Source organism: Tenacibaculum agarivorans (assembly GCF_001936575.1).
GTDB lineage: Bacteria > Bacteroidota > Bacteroidia > Flavobacteriales > Flavobacteriaceae > Polaribacter > Polaribacter agarivorans.
Genome location: NZ_MSMP01000012.1, coordinates 131,975 through 153,496 on the forward strand (window position 1 = coordinate 131,975; position 21,522 = coordinate 153,496).

The 21,522-nt window shown below is 30.4% G+C and carries 6 protein-coding genes; all 6 read left to right on the plus strand.

The window, feature by feature from the left end; all coding sequences use genetic code 11:
- Positions 1-9: 9 nt before the first annotated feature.
- The 6 genes from BVC87_RS11380 (at position 10) to BVC87_RS11405 (ending at position 21,514) form a co-directional block, all read left to right on the plus strand.
- Positions 10-5,874, plus strand: a complete 5,865-nt coding sequence (locus BVC87_RS11380; protein WP_075342503.1) for a non-ribosomal peptide synthetase — start codon at positions 10-12, stop codon at positions 5,872-5,874.
- An 85-nt stretch (positions 5,875-5,959) separates the two neighbouring features.
- Positions 5,960-6,943, plus strand: a complete 984-nt coding sequence (locus tag BVC87_RS11385; RefSeq protein WP_075342504.1) for a TauD/TfdA family dioxygenase — start codon at positions 5,960-5,962, stop codon at positions 6,941-6,943.
- 33 nt (positions 6,944-6,976) lie between these two features.
- Positions 6,977-17,764, plus strand: a complete 10,788-nt coding sequence (locus BVC87_RS11390) for a non-ribosomal peptide synthetase (protein WP_075342505.1) — start codon at positions 6,977-6,979, stop codon at positions 17,762-17,764.
- A 50-nt stretch (positions 17,765-17,814) separates the two neighbouring features.
- Positions 17,815-18,693 carry a cupin-like domain-containing protein gene (locus tag BVC87_RS11395; RefSeq protein ID WP_075342506.1) on the plus strand — a complete coding sequence of 293 codons (879 nt, stop codon included), beginning with the start codon at positions 17,815-17,817 and terminating at the stop codon, positions 18,691-18,693.
- A 62-nt stretch (positions 18,694-18,755) separates the two neighbouring features.
- Complete coding sequence (locus BVC87_RS11400) at positions 18,756-20,162, plus strand: aspartate aminotransferase family protein (RefSeq protein WP_083629404.1); 1,407 nt, start codon at positions 18,756-18,758, stop codon at positions 20,160-20,162.
- Positions 20,163-20,176: 14 nt separating this feature from the next.
- Complete coding sequence (locus tag BVC87_RS11405; RefSeq protein ID WP_075342507.1) at positions 20,177-21,514, plus strand: condensation domain-containing protein; 1,338 nt, start codon at positions 20,177-20,179, stop codon at positions 21,512-21,514.
- The last annotated feature ends 8 nt before the right edge of the window (positions 21,515-21,522 follow it).

Genomic DNA, 21,522 nt, shown 5'->3' on the forward strand with positions numbered 1-21,522 from the left:
TCTATTATCATGAATAATAAACTTGAAAAGGAAAATGTTGTTGATATTCTTCCATTATCTCCAGTACAAGAAGGAATATTATTTCATTACTTATACAGTAAAAATTCAGGAGAATATTTCCAACAAACAGAGCTTAGTGTTACAGGAGTGTTAGATGTTTCTGTAATGAAGCAAGCTTTTAAGTTAATGGTTCAAGAGCATGAGGCATTACGAATAGTTTTTCGTTGGGAAAATTTAAAAAAACCGTTACAGGTGATTTTAAAAAATTACGAACCTGACCTGAGATTCATAAAAGATCAGAATAATAGTACTTATATACGTATTGAAGATGCTAAAGAAGGAATAAATATAGAAACAGCTCCATACAGAATGCTGTTTATCTCTCATTCGGAGAAATTACATACATTTATATTTAGTTTTCATCATATTCTTTTTGATGGTTGGAGTTTTGGAGTTTTACTAAAAGAATTGCTTCAAAAATATCATCTTTTACTAGAAGGAAATTCAATTTTACCTAATACAGTTACTAGAGGAGTAATAAAAAAATATTTGGGTATTCTACAAAAACAACCTACAGAAAAGAAAGTTGCTTTTTGGAGGGGAAAATTATCTACATACTCTTCAAGTCTTTCTCTTCCATATATGGAAGCGTTAAAAAATGAGGGGACTGAAAAGTATGCACAAGCCCTGACAGAAGGATTAATGGATAAAATACGTCTTTGTGCAAAGGAATATAAGGTATCTTCAGCATCCATATTTTATGCTGCTTGGGCCATTTTATTATATAAAGCGTCTGAAGACGCTGCTATAACCTTTGGAACGACTACTTCAGGAAGAACAGATGAAATTCCTAATATAGAACAAGCTATAGGACTTTTCATTAATACGTTACCTTTTCATTTAGTAATAGACGATAATCAATCAATAGCCGATTTTTTAGTATCGGTACATAATTATAATTTAAACGTAAGAGAATATGAATTTACCTCTTTACAAGAAATTAAAAGTAGTTTAGATAAAGAGACTAATACAGCATTATTTAACTCTTTATGTGTTATTGAGAATTATCCATTATCAATTACTTCTCATGAACAAGGATTAACAGTAAAATCTAGTGAAATTCATGAAAATAATAATTATGATATTACGCTCGCTGTACTTCCTTTTGATCTAGAAAAAGCATTACACTTTTCATATAAAAAACAATATTTTACAAGGCAAAGTATCTCAAAAATAGCTAAGCACTTAATAGGTATACTTGAAAATATTACAGAATTAAATAAGACAAGAACTATACGAAGTATTGATTTATTAAATGAAGAAGAAAAGCAATTACTGCAAAAATTTAATGCTTCAGATTATTCATTTGATTCAATTGCAACTATTCATGAAGTTCTGGAGAAACGAGCTAAAACGCATCCTAATTCTGTAGCATTATATTATCAAAATACAACACTTACTTATCAGGAACTTGATCATGCTTCATCAACTTTAGCACAAGAGTTAAAGGACAAAGGAGTTAAAGAAAAGACAGTAGTTGGCGTATTTATGGAGCGATCATACGAATTACTGATCAGTATTTATGCTATATTCAAGGCTGGAGGTGTTTACTTACCTATTGATCCTGATTTTCCTGAAGAAAGAGTAAATTACATTTTAGAAGATAGTAATACTAATTATATAGTATTAGAATCAAAACTAACTTCAAAACTACCAAAATCGTTTAACGGAAATAAAATAAATGTATCTGTAGAAACACTTTTACAAGCACCATATGCAGCTTTTACATCTTTTAAAAGTCTTGAAACACCAGCATATATTATTTATACATCAGGTTCTACAGGAAAACCAAAAGGAGTTAGAGTATATCACTCATCTTTAATGAATGGGTTATTTTGGGCTCAAAAAACATATCAAGTAAGTGAAACAGATGTGTTTTTATTAAAAACTCCTATAGTATTTGATGTTTCTTTATGGGAACTTTTTTGGGGAATATTAGGAGGTGGATCATTATGTATTTTACCTCCAAAAAAAGAAAAAGAAATAGATGTTTTATTAGAATACATAGAGAACTATAAAATTACAAATCTTTTTATGGTTCCTACTTTACTTAGAACATTTACCGAATATGTTTCATCGTTTGATTTGAACAAAAGAGTAGATTCATTGAAAAGAATTGTAGCTAGTGGTGAAGCTTTAAAACCGAATGATATTAATAGTTTTAATAATACATTCAAAAATAATGCTGTTGTTATTTCTAATTTATATGGACCTACAGAGGCTTCTGTTCATGTATCTTATTATGATTGCCCTAAAGAAAACAATGTAATTGAAGTACCTATTGGAAAACCTATTGCTAATACAAAATTTTATGTGTTAAATAGTGATTTGCAAATACAACCTGTAGGAATGGTTGGAGAATTATATATAGGAGGAGCAAATGTCGCAGAAAAATACCTTAATAAACCAACACTTACATCTGAAAGTTTTATAGACAATCCTTTTGGTTTTGGAAAATTATATAAAACAGGAGATTTAGCTAAATGGAAGGACAATGGAGATCTTTTATTTTTTGGAAGAAAAGATACACAAGTAAAAGTACGGGGATACAGAATAGAGTTAGGTGAAATTGAAAGTTGTTTATTACAACATGAAAAGATAAACAATGCCAAAGTATTATTATTTAAAGATGCTAATGAAGTAAGCTCTTTAGAAGCATTTTGTTCTGGGAGCAAGGATTTAGAAGAAGCATTTTTGCATCAGTTTTTGGAAGAGAGACTACCTAGTTATATGATTCCTTACCGCTTTCATATATTAGAAGAAATTCCACTAACTCATAATGGGAAAATTGATAAGGCCAAATTAAATACACTTCGAATAGTTGAAAATAATCAAATACATCAAGAAGAATTTCCAGTAAATGATAATGTGTTGAGGACAGTCTTAGAAATATGTAAAGAAGTATTGCAACGTGAAATTGTAAGTCCCCAAGACAATTTTTCCCAAATAGGAGGAGATTCTATAAAAGCAATCCGAGTATTGTCACTTCTTAGAAAAGAGGGTTATGAAGTTAGTATACGAGATATTTTAGAAACACCTATACTTCAGGAATTATCACTGATTCTAAAAAATAAAATAGAGAAAAGAAGTTATGAACCTTTTATAGGGCAAATTAAGGGGAATGGTATTCAGAATCATTTTCTAGTAACAGATACTAATTCCTTAAATCAATATAATCAAGCCATAATTTTAGAGTTAACATCGATAATTGATGTTGCTGTTATAGAACAGATAGTTAGAGTATTAGTAAATCAGCATGATGTATTTAGAACCACTTTTAAAACAAATAATGAAAGTAAGGAGATAGAAATGATTTTCTCTGAAAAGGAGTTCAATTATATATTGAATCATGATATAGTAAATGACTCTGAAAATTTTGAGACAATTATTAAAACAATACTTGATGAAATACATGGTGGGTTAGATATTGAAAAAGGTCCATTAGCAATTTTTAATTATGTTCAATCAGCTGAAAAAAATGTACTTTTAATAGTTATGCATCATTTAATTATAGATGGTGTTTCGTGGAGAATTCTATTAGAAGATATTCAACAACTATTTTCGAAATTTGAAAAGAAAGAAGTTTTAGAGTTGTCTATAAACTCTCAATCTTTTGGTCATTATTTGCAAACCATACATCAGCAAGTAGCTTTAGGGGCTTTTACTTCTGAATTGTCGTATTGGAAGAAGAGTTTTAGTAACCCTAAAAAAGTATTTAATACAAAAGATAAAACATACAAACACAAGGATTTTAAAAGAAAAACAAGTTTACTTCCAAAAACTATTGTCAAACAAATCGACTATATTAACAAGCATGCATATACCAATACCAATGAAGTACTAGTAGCTACATTAGGTATAGTAATGAAGCAGCTTTTCAATATTGAGCAGTTAGAATTATATCTAGAAGGGCATGGGAGAACAGAATTTGGTCCAAATATAGATGTGAGTAGAATAGTGGGGTGGTTTACATCTTTATATCCTGTTATTCTTCCTAAGAATACTAACTCTATTATACAATACCTTAGGACAGTAAAAGACGCTCTTAGTAAAGTACCTAATAATGGAGGAGGGTACGGAATTCTTAAATATCTTCAAAAGGAAACAACATTAAAAAGTATTCCAGAAGTTAGCTTTAATCATATGGGAGATTTCTCATCTCTAACTAAAACAGAATATTTTAAAGTAACAACAGATCAATTAGGAAGATGGTATGACCCAGAGAGAAAAATAGCTCAAGTTTTAGAGATATTTTCCATTTTAGAAAGTGATGATGAATTATCTATAACAATAGACTTTATTCCAGAACTTTTTTCTGAAGACCAAATAGAAACGTTATTACAGGAAATTGTCAGTACTATTGAAAATATAGAACTAGAATTAAAAGGGATAACTCATGAACTTAGAACGCCTTCTGATTTTACTTTTAGGGAAATGGAAATGGAAAAATTAGATCAAGTTTTAGCTGAGCAAGATAAAATTGATGATGTCTATGAATTGAGCCCAACACAAGAAGGAATATTATATCACTTTACGAATAATAATGATGTATATAGCTATGTGGTCAATTCAAGTGTTTTTCTAGAAGGAGAAATTGATCGAGTAGTTTTAGAAAAAGCCTATCAATCTTTAATACAGCGTCATGATAGTTTAAGGACAATTTTTAATGCTACTTTGACCATAGATCAAACACTACAGTTTGTAAAAAAGAGTCAATCTGTAACTATTCCTTATTGGGAAATAAACGAAATATTTGAATCTTATCAGGAATTTTTAAAAGATATAGATGAGCAAGGAAGAGAAGCTATTAATACTATTGTTGGAGTAACCCCTAATATTCGTTTAAATCTAGTAAAATTATCAGATAAGAGCTATAGATTAGGGTTCTACTATCATCACATCTTGTTAGACGGATGGAGTGTAGCGATATTATTTAATGAGCTTTTTAAAATATATCAATTGTTATTGGAAGGAAAGAATCTAGAAAATCATATGCAAGCCGTCCCACCTTATAAATTTTATATAAAATGGCTTCGTAAGCAAGATGATAAAAAGGCTTCTCATTTTTGGAGTACCTATTTGCAGAATTTTAAAGATCCTTTTAGTTTTGAGTCGCTACTTACCACTAATACAGATAAAAAGTATAAGATTGTAGAATCTTACTTTGATGAGGTTGACACTAAAACTTTAAAAACGTTAGCCTTACAAAATAAAGGTACTGTGTATAATTACCTTCAAACCGTATGGGCGTTACTAATCTCAAAAATTTCAGGTAGTAATGATATTGTTTTTGGACAAGTCGTATCAGGAAGACCAGATATGAAATATGCCGATAGAATGATTGGACTTTTCATCAATACAATTCCTAAAAGAGTAAAATTACAAATGGATATGACTTTTAGGGAGCTGGTAGAACAAGTTGCAGATGACGAAATAGCCACAATACCATATCATTATTATCCTTTAGCAGATATTTTAACCAAGACCTCATATAGAGATGAGCTTTTCTCTTACATCATGACTTTCGAAAATCAATATCAATTGATTGAGAACATAGATAGTTCTGTTAAAATGGTAAAATATGAAGGGAATGATCCTAATCATTATGACTTAAGTATTTTCTTTTTTGAAGAAGATGAAAGACTTAGAATTGAATTAAGGTACAATCAACAAAAGTACGATCGTAATTATTTAGTACAAATAGTAAATGATTTTGAAGCATTACTACATGAAACTATTCATAATATTGATAAATCGATAGAAGAAGTACTTATCGAAACAACTGGAGAAATGGATCTACCACTTCTTGTATAAATCAAACTAATCACAGACCATAATATTGTAAAGCCTTTACCTGTAAAGGCTAAAAAGCTATTGTATTAATCAAACCAAGCCTAGGATGGAAACAACAAAATTAAATTTAGAGACGATTGAAAATTGTGAGATAACACGTCTTACAGGAGGAAATGGATTTCAAATGCCACGGGTAATTAGTCCTGCAGCAGATAAGGATTTAAAAGTATTTTTTGAGAAAAATAAATCGTTAATAGAAGAGGAGTTACATCAAAATGGAGCAATCCTTTTTAGAGGCTGGAATGTTACTACGGCAGAGGATTTTTATACAGTAATGCATTCGTTAAGTGAAGAAACACTAAAGTATACACAACGTACCTCTCCAAGATCAGAAGTTACCAATAAAGTATACACTTCAACAGATTATCCTTCAGATCAGGAAATTAAACCTCACAATGAATCTTCATATGCTTCCACTTGGCCTTTATTAATTGCATTTTTTTGTTTTATAGAACCTTCGGAAGGAGGAGAGACTCCTATTACTAATAATATGGAGATGCTAAAAAAATTACAAGAGAGTACCATTAATACTTTTAGAGAAAAAGGGATAAGCTATACACGCAATATGTTAAACTGGCTCGGATTGTCTTGGGAAGAAGTATATCAAACAGAAAATAAATCGGAAGTAGAAGATTTATTGAATAAAGAGAAAATGAATTTTGAATGGATAGATGACGGACATTTACGTGTAAAATGGGATCGTCCAGCATTTCAAAAGCATCCTATTTTAGATAGAGAAGTATGGTTTAATCATTCTTTTTTCTATCATCTTTTAAATCAAAATCCTGGACTTATTAGCCTAGTAGAAAAAGAGGATCTACCTTTTCGAGCTACTTTAGGAGATGGTACAGAAATTAATGAAGAAATTTTTAAAGAATTACAACAAGCATACAAATCAGCTACTATTACTTTTCCTTGGCAAAAAGGAGATGTTCTTCTATTAGACAATATGCTTTTCTCACATGCTAGAAATCCTTTTAAAGGAGAGCGAAAGATTTTGGTTTCTATGGCCAAGCCAGTACACTATTAATTAACCCACAACTCAACTACAAATTGTTACCTTATGGAGCATAAAGAAAAAATCAAAATTTCATACCACCAAGAACGATTATGGTTTATTGATTATTTTGAAAAAGGATATCTATACACAGATAGCCCTACTTATCACAATGTCCCTATTTTATTGGAATTGGAAGGAGAAGTTAATCATTCAAAATTAAACTTAGCCATTCTTAATACAATTAATGAAATTGAGGTAATAAGAACTAGTTTTATTAAGAAAAATGAGCAAGATGTAGAAATAGTTATTGGAGATAGTATAGAAGGAGAATTACAAGTTGAATTAGCAGATACATTTCAAGAAGCAAAAGATTTAGCTTTAACATTCACAGAGATTCCTTTTTCGCTTACAGAAAGTAAATTAATACGATATAAATTATATGAGATAACAAGTGAAAATAAGTTTTTACTGGTTTTTGCTATTCATAGTATTGTTTTTGATAAAGCATCAATAGCGTTATTTGTTGACAGAATAATTGATCAGTATAACTCAGAAGAAAGAGAAGAAAGAGAAGAAAGAACAAACCTTTCTTTTTACAATTTTGCAAAATGGCAACAACAACTTCCAGAAGCTACTATTCATAATTTATATGTTTTTTGGAAGAGAAAATTGCATCAAAGAATTGAGCCTTTAAATTTATTTAATGACACGCCACGTGAGCTTATTCATATCTATTTACATAAAAATAATTGTAAAAAAATAGAAGAAGTTAACTATGTTAACGTTAAAAAGTTTCTTAAAGATAATAACTACAACCCTCAAGACTTTTTCTTATCGGTTTTTAAATTGCTATTAAGTAATTATTGTCGTCAAGAACAAGTAGTTTGTGGTATAGTATCTTCAAATAGATCTTTAAAAGGTGCCGAAAAATTAATCGGTCCAATAGCTAATCTTTTAACGATTAATACAAAGGTTACTCAAGATGATACTTTTTCAGATTTAATTAAAAAGATAGCATCAAATGTAAAAAACTCCTTAAAACATGAAGCACTACCTTTTGAATTGTTAGTGCAAAAGCTTAATCCAGAAAAAGATATGGCGAGAACTGCACTATTTGACGTGTTGTTTCAATATGAAGCTAATATTCTGGAAAGAGAAGTAGATGAAAAATGTACTTTAAAGTACCATGAAGTAAATATGGGGTGGGGGAAGTATGATTTAAACTTATTAGTTCAAGAAAATAGTAAAGCTGGAAATTATGAACTACTAATGAGTTATAACAGTGATTACTATAGTGATTCTTTACTTGATCGATTTATGGAGCATTTCAAATTACTTGTTAATAATATATGCGTTCAAGAAGATCAAATAATCACAAACTATAATTATCTGACAGAAGAAGAAGAGCATACTATCTTGAATGTTTGGAATACAAATCATATTAAATATCCTACAGATGTTAATATTATTGAACTGTTTAAAAAGTCAGTATTAAATTACCCAAATAGAACAGCAATAAGCTATGAAGGAGAATTATTAACATATCAAGAGTTAGACGAATTATCTGATACTTTAGCATTTAATATTACTGAACATACGTCAGTTCAGGAAAGTCTAATAGGATTATTAAGTGTTCGTTCCATAGAGATGATAATTGGGATTTTGGCCATTTTAAAATCAGGAAATGCCTACGTGCCATTAGATCCTAGTTTGCCTGAAAATAGACTGAATTACATTCTGGATGACAGTAATGTGACTTTGGTTGTGTCGTATTTGACAGATCAATATACACAAATCAAATTATCACAAGAACAATTAAGTATAAACATAAGAGAACTTAGAGATAAACCTCAAGAATTTTCTAAAAAAATAGGTGCTGATGAGCTGGCTTATGTATTATACACTTCAGGAACTACAGGTGTCCCTAAAGGGGTGCAAATTGGACATAAACAAATAGTTAGATTATTTTTTAATGAGCAATCTAAATTTGATTTCAATGAAAAAGATATTTGGACTATGTTCCATACGTTTGTTTTTGATTTTTCTGTTTGGGAATTATGGGGAGGATTACTCTTTGGCGGAGAGGTAGTTATAGTACCTCATGAAACGGCTTTAAATACAGATAAATTTCTTGATTTACTCATTGAGAAGCAAGTCACTATTCTGAATCAAACCCCGTCATCATTTTATAATTTATCATATTTTATTGAGAACGAAGGGAAAGATAGACAGTTTAACATAAGACAAATCATTTTTGGAGGAGAAAAGCTAAACCTTTCTAAACTTGACTTTTGGAATATACAATACCCAGATGTGAAGTTTATAAATATGTACGGTATAACCGAAACTACGATACATAATACCTATAAAGAAATAAAAAAGTCAGACATGACTAGTAGTATTTCAAATATAGGAAAACCACTTCCAACTGTTCTAATGTATGTAATGGACAGTTCTCAAAAACTAGTTCCTCAAAATGTAATAGGAGAAATATATGTAGGAGGAGAAGGAGTAGCAAAAGGATATTGGAATAAAGAAGAACTTACACAAGAGAAGTTTATAGAAAATCCTTGGATTTCAGGAGGAAAAATGTATAAGACTGGAGATTTAGCAAAATGGAAAGATGATGGAGAATTGGAATTTATAGGAAGATTAGACAATCAGGTACAAATAAGAGGGTTTAGAGTTGAACTAGGAGAAATAGAAAATCAACTCATAAAGCAAGATATAATTGACGAAGCTTTTGTTTGTATTCGAGGTGAAAGAAATGAAAAACTACTCTACGCATATGTGATTGCTTCTGAAAAAATTAATGCAAATACAATTAAAGTTGCACTTTCAGATACTTTACCTGCGTATATGGTACCTAACTATATAATTCAGGTAGATTCATTTAAAACCAATATTAATGGGAAATTTGATAAAGATGTAATGCCTCTTTTGGAAGCTGCTGATGAAGAACATTTTGTAAAGCCTGTTAATGATATAGAAGAAGAGGTACTACAGCATTTCACTGATGTTTTAAAGTTAAACCACGATCAAATAAGCACTTTAGATAGCTTTTTTGACCTAGGTGGACATTCATTAACTGCAATTAGATTATTAGTAAAAATAAATAGTGCATTTGGAACAAATATTCCTATTTCAAAACTTTTTAAATCGCCTAGTGTTAAGTCGTTAAGTTTACTTTTAGAAACCGTTTCAAAACAAAACATTAATACTTTAAAAACAGAAGAAAAAGAGTATTATCCATTAGCTCCTTCACAAAAACGTCTGTATATTTTACAAAAGATGAATGAAGAAGCATTGTTGTATAACATTACTTCTATATACAGCATAGAGCCTCAGATAGAAAAATCTAAAATTCAAGAAGCGCTTAATAAACTAGTAGCAAGACATGAAGCTTTACGTACTTCGTTTATTCTTTGGGAAGATAATCCTATGCAACGTATCGCTAGTTCAGGAGAAATAGTAGTAGAGGAAATAACTTGTGATGATAAGAATATAAAAGAAACTATAACAAAATGGATACGCCCTTTTAAACTTGAGGAAGGACCATTAATGAGAGGAGCTATCTTAACAACTGCATATGGGAAACGTTACTTTATTCTAGATATTCATCATATTATTACAGATGGAGTTTCTAATGCTATATATATACAAGACTTTGTAAAACTTTATAATGAAGAAGTATTACCTGAAGTGAAACTTCATTTTAAAGATTTTTCGGAATGGCAAAACAGTGAAGTTTTCAAAACTAAAATTAAAGAGAGTGAGCAGTTTTGGTTAGATAAATTTCAAGGAGAGCTTCCTATTATTGATTTACCATTAGATTATGTAAGACCTATTGTTAAAGGTTTTGATGGAAATTCTATTGATTTTAATATTGATAAAGAATCTTCTGAAAAAATAAAGGAGATAGCTAAAAGGTTAGCTATTACACCATTTAACTTTATGTTGGGAGTGTACTTTGTATTACTTAGAAAAATCACGGGTAAAGAAGATATTGTTGTTGGATCACCAAGTTCAGGAAGAAGTTTAGATGGGTTAGATAATACTACTGGAGTCTTTATTAATGTATTGGCTCACAGAAATTACCCCAAAGGAAATATTGTATTTGAAGACTTTTTGAAATTATTAGGGACAAACACTTTAGAATCTTTTGAACATCAGGATTATCAATTTGAAGAGCTTGTAGATAAAATAGTAAAAGTAAGAGATACAAGTAGGAATCCACTCTTTGATGTAATGTTCGATTATCATAACGAAGAAAATCAAGAGAGTGAAATTGCAGTAGAGGGAATCAAAAAAGTAACTGAAGAAATTGGGTTTGTAAAAACCACTGCAATGTTTGATCTAAACTGGCATGTGTATGAGACTAAAAATGGTTTTAGATGTAATTTAGATTACTCTACTCAACTTTTTCGTCATGAAACAATTGCCAAGTTGGTGGCAATGTTGAAAAATATCATTAATGAAGTTTCAAATTTCCCTTCACAAAACATCGCAGCAATTAATGTAATGGGAGAAGAAGAACGAAATCAAGTTCTTTATGATTTTAATGATACCAATCTTCCATATGAAGAAACATTGTTGATACATCAATGTTTTGAACGTCGTGTTTTAGATCAACCAGAGGCAATAGCAGCGACATGCGAAAACAAGTCAATTACCTATAAATGTCTTAACGAGTTCTCTAATAAAATAGCACATGCTCTTGTAGAGCAAGGAGTAAAACCACAAGATTATGTAGCAATTACTATGGATCGTTCTATAGAAATGATTGCTACAGTAATGGGAGTATTAAAAGCAGGTGGAATATATGTTCCAATAGAACCGTATTTACCTAATGGTAGAATTGAAACGTTGACAGAGCTTCTAACAATAAAATATTTTACAACATCTCCATCGCAAACAGAGAGAGTTGCTGAAATTATCAATATATATGAAGATGAGAAAACTGTAATTAGTATTGCAGAGAATGAAGAAGTACTAGAAGGCATCCCTAAAAATGTTATAAAAGTAACTCCTAATAGTGATTACAGTTCATTAAACCCAAAACCAAATATTACATCAGAAAATTATGCTTACATTATTTTTACTTCTGGATCAACAGGAACTCCAAAAGGAGTTATTGTAAAGCATAAGCCTGTAATTAATATTTTACATTGGGTAAACAGAGAACAAGGGGTAACGTCGAAAGATAAACTATTATTTGTTACTTCTCTAGGATTTGATTTATCTGTATATGATATTTTCGGAGCTTTAGATGCAGGCGCAACAATCCGAATTGCAACTAGGGATGAATTAAGTACGCCTGATAATATTCTTAAAATTATTGTAGAGGAAGATATTACCATTTGGGATTCAGCTCCGGCTGCAATGCAGCAATTAATTCCTGTAATTCAAGAGCGAGATACCTATAATTCTAAATTACGTTTAGTCATGTTAAGTGGGGATTGGATTCCTGTAGCACTACCAGAAATTCTGACTAAAAACTTTGGTAGTTGTAACGTATTAAGTCTTGGAGGAGCCACAGAAGCTACTATATGGTCGAATTACTTTAAAATTAAAGAAGTAAAAGAAGATTGGTTGAGTATTCCATACGGTAAACCTATACAAAATGCAAAATATTATATTCTAGATCAATACCATCAACCATGTCCAATAGGAATTCCAGGAGATCTTTACATTGGAGGTGAGTGTTTAGCATCTGGTTATGTTGGTGATGAAGCATTAACTAATAAGAAATTCATCAACGATCCTTTTAATCCAGGAGGTAAAATGTATATGACGGGAGATACCGCTCGGTGGTTTGAGGATGGGAATATGGAATTTTTAGGAAGAAAAGATAATCAAGTAAAAATACGTGGACATCGAATAGAACTTGGTGAAATTGAAAGCTGTTTTGGTAAATATACAGGGTTAGCAGAATTTTTAGCAATTCCAGTACTAATGGGAACTAATAATACAGATAAACAACTTTGTGTGTATTATGTGTCTCAAGAGGATATAGATAAGGAAGTGGTGAAAGAGCAAATGGGAATAGATTTACCTGCATATATGATCCCTACTTTTTTTGTGAGATTAGACGAGTTTCCTGTAAACCAAAATGGAAAAGTTGATAGGAAAGCACTTCCAGAACCTACAAAGAATATAGAAAGAAGCGGAGCAGTAATTGCATTAGATGTTATTGATGAAAAAATCATTCAGTTTTGTGCTGAAATACTAAATATTTCTGTTGAACAGATTGATATACGAGATAACTTTTTTGATTTAGGAGGACATTCTCTAAATAGTACTTCCTTATTGAATAAGGTAAATACAGCGTTTGGAATAAAAATTCCTTTAATAGACTTTTTTAGACAACAATGTTTAGCAGATCTTTCGGAAAATGTTAGAAAGGCAACGGAAAAAACTAATATCGAATTTTCTAAAGCACCTCAAAAAGTATATTATAACTTATCTTCTTCTCAAAAGCGTTTATTCATACTGCATGAGTTAGATGCCGAAAATATAGGTTATAGTTTCAATATTCCTATTGCCTTACAAGTTAAAGGAACATTAGATATTAAAAAAGTTGAACAGGTCTTTAAAAAGTTAATTGCTCGTCATGAATCTTTACGAACATCATTTCATATAGTAGATGATACACCTGTGCAACAAATTCATAAAGAAGTATCATTTCAAGTCGAAAAGATTGATGTAGCTACTGTAGACGAAATTTTACCAACAGTAAAAGATTTTGTGCGTCCTTTTAATCTTCATGAACCTCATTTGATTAGAGTAGGGGTAATTTCTCAAAAAGAAAAACCAACGGCATTAGTTATAGATATGCATCATATCATTTCTGACGGTGTATCACAGCAAATATTGATTCAGGAATTCATGGATTTGTATACTAATACAGAACTATCAATTCCTACATTTCAATATAAAGATTATGCTGAATGGCAATTTGAAAACAAAAAATTAGATAGCTACAATGCCTTAGAGAAATTCTGGATTAATCAGTTTTCAGATGACCCTCAGTATTTGAAATTACCTACTGATTTCTCTAGAGGAAATAGTAGACATTATACAGGGAAAACAATTTCTTTTATAATTCCGAAAGAACATACAAAAGGATTATATGATATAACAAAAACTACTGGAGGAACATTATTTACAACACTTTTAGGAGTTTTGAATATTCTTTTAGCGAAACTATCAGGGCAAGAAGATGTAACTGTAGGAACCGTAACTTCTGGAAGAACATTTGAAAATATAGAAAGTGTTGTAGGGTTTTTCTTGAATACGTTAGCACTGCGTAACTATCCAAAATCAAAGGTAAGCTTACATGAGTTTTTAAATCAAGTAAAAGAAAATACATTAAAAGCGTTTGATGCTCAAGATTATCAATATGAAGATTTAGTCAATGTATTAAAGTTAGATAGAAACGTCAATCAAAACCCATTATTCAATACTGTTTTTATTATGCAGAATATGAATAATATTGAATTTCAAATTCCAAATTTGGAGTTAGAAGCTTTAGATTATGGTTATGACGTTGCTAAAATGGATCTCACTTTTATATGTACTGAAAAGGAGGAGGGTTTACATTTTGACCTTGAATATAGTACAGCATTATTTAAAGAAGAAACGATTCAAAGATTTGCGGGATATTTTCAACGAATTATAGCTCAAATCAATGAGGAACCTACCACTAGCATAGGTGAAATAGATATTTTAGATGCTACCGAGCGTAATGAAATTCTGTATACATTTAATGATACTAAAAAAACAATAGAGAAAGACATTTGCTATCATGAATTATTTGAACAGCAAGTAGCTAAATATCCAAATAAGATTGCAGCAAAATATAATACATCTACCATAACATATGAAGAATTAAATGTAATATCGAATAGAATTGCTAATTATCTAATTGATTTAGGAGTAAAAGAAGGTGAAGTAATAGGAATAGCATTCGAAAGAAATTTAGAATTATTGGCGGCTATTTTAGGTGTTTTAAAAACAGGAGCAAGTTATGTCGCAATAGATCATGAATATCCTATTTCGAGAGTACAAACAATTTTAAAACAAAGCGAATCTAAACATGTAATTGTTCAAGAAACACTAGCAGAAGATTATCATAGTTTATTTGAAAAAGTACCAGCACTAGAAACAGTTTTAAGTGCGAGCGAGAATATCGATTTTGACAGAAAACTTACAAAATATAGTGTTGAAAACCCAGAACTTCATTTTCATTACAATACAACAGCGTATATTATTTATACATCTGGAACTACAGGAACTCCTAAGGGAATTATGATACACCAGTTGGGAATGTTGAATCATATGTACGGACTCATTTCTAATTTAGATATTAATGAACACGATATAATGGCACAAACAGCCTCTTGTAGTTCTGACATTTTTGTAGTCCAACTCTTACTGACACTTATCACTGGAGGAAGTATAAGTATTTTAGATAAACATGATATTCTAGATCCTAGACGTTTATACACTAAAATACAGGAAGATAAAATTACTTTAATGGAAATAGTTCCTTCATTATTAACCGCATTCTTAGATGCTATGAATAATGAAAATGAACACGATCTACCAAATTTTAGAGCGATGTTGTCTATGGGTGAAGCCTTAAAACCATCATTAGCTAGAAAATGGTTTGAGTTATATCCTAATATTGCTTTATATAATGCTTATGGACCAGCAGAAGCTTCTGATGACGTTTCTTTATATAGAGTAATTCCAGAATTAGTAGAAGAAGATCGTCAAATACCTATAGGTTATCCTTTAGAGAATGTTCATGTGTATATCATGGATGAACAATTGAATTTATGCCCTGTAGGGGTAATAGGAGAAATTTGTATCTCTGGTATTGCGGTAGGAAAAGGGTATTGGAGAGATGAAGAAAAGACAGCAAAAGTATTTGTAGAAAACCCGATGTACGAATTTATTCAAGATGAAGACTATAAAAAGTTATATAAAACAGGGGATGTAGGTTTTTGGCAATCAGATGGAACTTTAGTATTTGATAGTCGTAAAGATCACATGGTGAAAATTAGAGGATTCCGTGTAGAGCCAGGAGATATAGAAAATGCAATGCTTCAAATTGAAGGAGTAAAAGAGGTCGCAGTAATTGATAGGCAATATGAAAATGGAACTAAATACTTATGTGCTTATTTTACAGGTAAGGAAAATTTAGATATAACCTTTCTTAGAAGTGAATTGCTTAGTGCTTTACCAAATTACATGGTACCATCGTACTTTATACAATTAGAGAAGATTCCAATTACGGCTAGTGATAAAGTAGATAGAAAAGCACTTCCAACTCCAGATACTAATAATGGAATAGAAACAAGTAAAATTGTTCCTCCTGTTACAGAAACAGAAAAAACATTAGTATCTATTTGGAGAACAATTTTAGGAATTGAAGCTATTAGTGTAGATCTTGGATTCTTTTATTATGGAGGAGATTCTATAAAGGCCATACGTCTTCAAAGTTTAATGCGTTCAAAAGGAATGGATGTATCTATTAAAGAAATACATCAATATAATACAATTAAAGATCTTGCAGCTAAGATAGATAGTAAGGAAATTGTAACTAAACTGAAGCTTAGTTATTCAAATTATCAACAACAATTTTTAAAATTAGATAAAGAAAGTTTTGCTGATGCTATTCGAGTACAAACTCTTTCTTTAAATAAACCATTAAGCTTTGAGGAATGTAAAGAAATTGGAGCATACCTTAATCGAGAAAACCCGTCATTAGGCTTAGAACATGAAGATTATTTAAAAGGGTATTGGGAAAATAGCCAGCAATCTAATGAAATCAAGGTTGAATATGTAGTAGGAGATAATGAACAGGATTTTTCTAACACTTTGTCAGAAATAAAAGATGCTGTAGATTTTCAAAAAAATACCGTATTACTTTTGTGTGTAAAAGTAGGAGAGAAGCAACAATTGTCGCTCATTACACACCCACTTTTTTTAGATGATATTTCAGTACAAAAGCTTATCATTGATATTGACAATTTCATTGAAAACCCAGCTAAGGTAATAAACCATAATATTATACAATATCATAAAGATTGTCAAGAATATAATGCTATAGCTAACGTATCTGTTAGTAAAGGAACAAATTCATCAGAACTACTACTCTTAAATAGTAAGAACTCTTTAAATAAAACAAGAGAAGAACTGTCGTATAATGATATTGATGAATTAACAACAATACTCAATGGCGAAAATAAAGAAACGCTTTTAGGATTAATGTGTTTAGCAGTTCAAAAGGAATTGGAAGAAGAAGTTGTTTTTGCCATTATAAAAGAGAGATTGGGTGATGAGGATGCTAAAAAATACGTCGGACAATTTACAAGTCATTTCTATTTTTCACCAAGTAATAAAAAAGATTTAAGTGTATTTAACTCAGTTATCGAAATCAGAAATCAATATAGAAAAGCTTTAGAAGATAGAGATAATAGTGCACTTATAAATGGAGAGAAAAAAGAACCAAAAGTATTTTTCAATATTATTGAAAAGAAAGATCATAATTACAAAAACTTTAATGTAATTACATTAGAAAGAAATACTGTATTAGGTTATAAAGATGTAATATTAATAGAAATTGAAGTCGATAAAACCAATTCAAGAATTTCGATAGAACTCTACGATTTTTGTGAAAGATATTCATTATATCTAGAGAAAATTATACAAAATACAAGACAAATACTTCAGGATCTTTTACAAGAAGGTAAAAAACTATCGCATCCTGTGGTAACTTCTAGTGACTTTGATTACAAAGAACTATCAGAAAATGATCTGGATTCTATTTTCGAGTTATAGGAAGTATTCTTCAAAATAATCAACCAAAACTAACTACTAAAAATTACCTGATGAATAAAGAATTAACAATTATTCAGGGAGCAGTCTCTGCAAAAGAGTTCAGTAACTTGTTAAAAGAAGGAAAACCAGTACTTCTAAAAGGAGCTATTAAAGACTGGAAAGCTTGTAAAATGTGGGATTTATCATATTTTAAAGAATTACCAAATGATAAGCTTTTCGTAGTAAAAGGAGCTGATTTAATTGATGGAGAAACAACCAAGATGAAATTAAAAGAATATGTATCTCATCTGGAAAAATTCATTGAAGGAAAGTCAGGTAAAGACAGACCTCCTTATTTACACGATGTGGGGATGTTTAATATTATTCCAGAATTGGTAAATGATGTTTCTTCAGAATATATTAAAGAATATTTACCAAAATTTTATCATAAAAACTGGTGGAAATATGTCCAATTTTTTATGAGTGTTAAAGGCCATGTTACTCCTTTACATTTTGATACATTAATGACTCATAATTTATTTTTTCAAGTTAAAGGAACAAAACGTTTTACGTTGATCCCATGGAACCAAAAGGATGCTTGTTATATGAAGAAATGGCGTTGGTCTGAAGTAGATCCTAACAACCCAGACTTTAAGCGATTTGAAAAATATGCAGATGTTGCTCCAGTTGTTGTTGATGTTGAAGGAGGAGATATTTTATTAATGCCAACAGGAACATTACATCATGTAGAAAGTACTAGTTTTTGTATTTCATTCAATATTGATTGGCATTCGAAAAGTAGTGTGCTTAAAGGAATGTACTCATATTTTCAAGGGGCTCCAAAACAGAACTTTATGTATAATTTTTATATGTTTTTAGCTATCTGGATTAAAGTTCCTGAAAAATATATCTGGTCATACTATAAATCATACTTAAGTTACATATCCTAAAACTATCATTTATGTAATCTTCCAATACTATTAACCTCCTTTTTAGGAAAAAACTATACATTATGACATTAGAAAAATATCATTTAACAGAAACTCCTACTATTAAAACCGAAATACTTCCTGGGGCTAAGGCTAAAAAAATATTAATAGATCAGGAGCAATTCGAAAGTAACAATCGAAACTATCCTAGAAAATTTCCTTTAGTACCTAAAATTGCTAAAGGGGCAATTATAGAAGATGTAGATGGTAATCAATTTATGGATTTCTTTTCCTTTTGTGGAGTAATTAATGTAGGACATAATAATGAGGAGGTTCTTATTGACGCACAAGAACAAATGAATGAGATTATTCATACTATGGATTTTCCAACGGAAACCAAAATTGCTTTTATGAAGAATCTAAATAGCAATCTTCCTCAGCAATTAAAAGATAATATAAAGATTAATTTTTGTGGACCTACTGGAGCAGATGCAATAGAAGCAGCAATGAAATTGGCAAGACTTAAAACAAAGAAAAATTTAATTATTTCTTTTCAAGGAGCTTACCATGGTATGACAACTGGAGCTTTAAGCGTAACAAGTAATTTTAAGAATAGAGAAGGGTTGCCAATTGTTAATCAAGGAACTCATTTTGCCCCGTTTAGTTATTGCTACCGTTGTCCATTTGGAAAACGTCCGGATTCTTGTAAAACAGAGTGTGCGTCTCATGTGAAAAACCTACTAGAAAATCCAAATTCCGGCATTGATAGCCCTGCAGCGGTGTTATTAGAACCTATTCAGGGAGAAGGGGGAGTCGTAATTCCTAAAAAAGAGTTTCATCAAGAAATACAAAAAATATGTAATGATAATGGAATACCATTAATTCATGATGAAGTTCAAGCAGGATTTTATAGAACAGGTAAATTATTGTCGTCAGAGCATTTTGAGGTTACTCCTGACATCGTAACAATGTCAAAAGGCATAGGAGGAATCGGAATGCCACTAGCTATTTTATTGATTAAAAAAGAATTTGATGTATGGGAACCAGGAATGCATGCAGGAACATTTAGAGGAAATCAGGTAAGTATGGCTGCAGGAAATTCTGCAATGAACTTTATAAAAAAGAATAATATTGAAGCTCATGTTACAGAAATGGGAGAAGTGCTTATGGACGGCCTATTACAAATACAAAAACAGAGTAAATTTATTGGTGAGGTTCGAGGTGCAGGTTTACTCATAGGAGTAGAATATGTAAGAGATGAAGAGTCAAAAGAACCGTTTTCTGAGTTTTGTGTGAAAATGCGTAAAGAACTATTTGAAAATGGAATTCTAATTGAAGTTGGAGGATATTACTCAAATGTAATTCGAATATTACCCCCATTAACAATTACTAAAAAAATGGTTCATACTTTTTTAGATGTTTTTGATCGAGTAAACAGCATAGTAGAAAAAGAGTATGTAAGAAATGAGGTAGCTATGCCAGTACTCTAAATACTAAGATGCAGATGACATTTTTAAGAAAAGAAAACATACAAAACATTTACCCCTTAAGTCCAATTCAAGAAGGAATGTTTTTTGAAGCTATGCTTAAACAAGATATGCAAGCATATATTCAGCAAGTTACATTTGATTTTCATGGACATTTTGATAATGAAAAGTTCGAACAGGCTTTACAATTTTTGATATTACGTCATGATATACTACGTACGGTTTTCACAAACAAGAAAGAAGGCCAACCATTACAAATTGTATTAAAACAATATCCACTTGATTACATTTTTTATGAAGAACAATTATCCTCGAAGATGATTGAAGCAGAAAATGAAAAGGAACGCAAGCAAATATTCGATCTTTTTAAAGGACCATTATTTAAAACAAGAGTATATAAAAAGAGTGATAAAGTTCACATGATTGCATTTACATTTCATCATATATTATTAGATGGATGGTCACTTTTTAAAATTTTAGAGGAATTAATACTTTTATACACAGATGAAAAGGTACATCTTCCTGCCCCTAAATCGTACAGAGAATTTATAAAAGACCTTTCTTTAAAAGATGAAAGAAAAGCAGAAATTTATTGGAGAACTTATCTAAAAAATTATGAATACCCAGCTCAAATACCATTAAAAAATGAGGAAAATATCTCTGAGTTTTCTAGGTATTCTGAAGAGGTATTATTTAATAAAGAAGTTTCACTTTCAATTCAACACTATGCTAAAGAGTATGGAATAACTGAGTATAACCTTTTCATTGTAGTTTGGGGGTATCTATTAACGAGATTTAATAACGTAGATGAGGCCGTCTTTGGAGTTGTAAATTCAGGTCGTGAAGCACATTTAATAGATGTAGTTGGAATTACTATAAATACTTTGCCTTTTAGAATTAAGTTTCCTAGCAATAAAACCTTTTTTGAACTGATAAAAGACATTCAAGAAGATTCTACTCAAAACTTAGAATTTATACATACACCATTATCAAAAATTCAATCTTTTTCTCATTTAAAACACCAACTATTTGACCATATTTTTGTGTATGAAAATCTAGATTGGCAAGACGTAAATAAAGAAAGAGAAAGTATAAATGATACTCATATTTCTAATATTCAGAATATAGAGCATACACATTATAATTTTGAAGTTGCTGTTTATCCTGGTAAAGAAATTGTAGTTAAATTTATTTATAATAGTAAAAAGGTCGATGAGAACTTTGTTGCTTTTATTGCTAAAGAATTTAAAACACTACTTAGAACAATTATTACTAATCCAAACTTAAAAATAGGAGAGTTAATGACTTTTCTTGAAGAGCCTGTATCGCTTCCAGTTGCGATAGAGAACTTTTGAGTCTATTC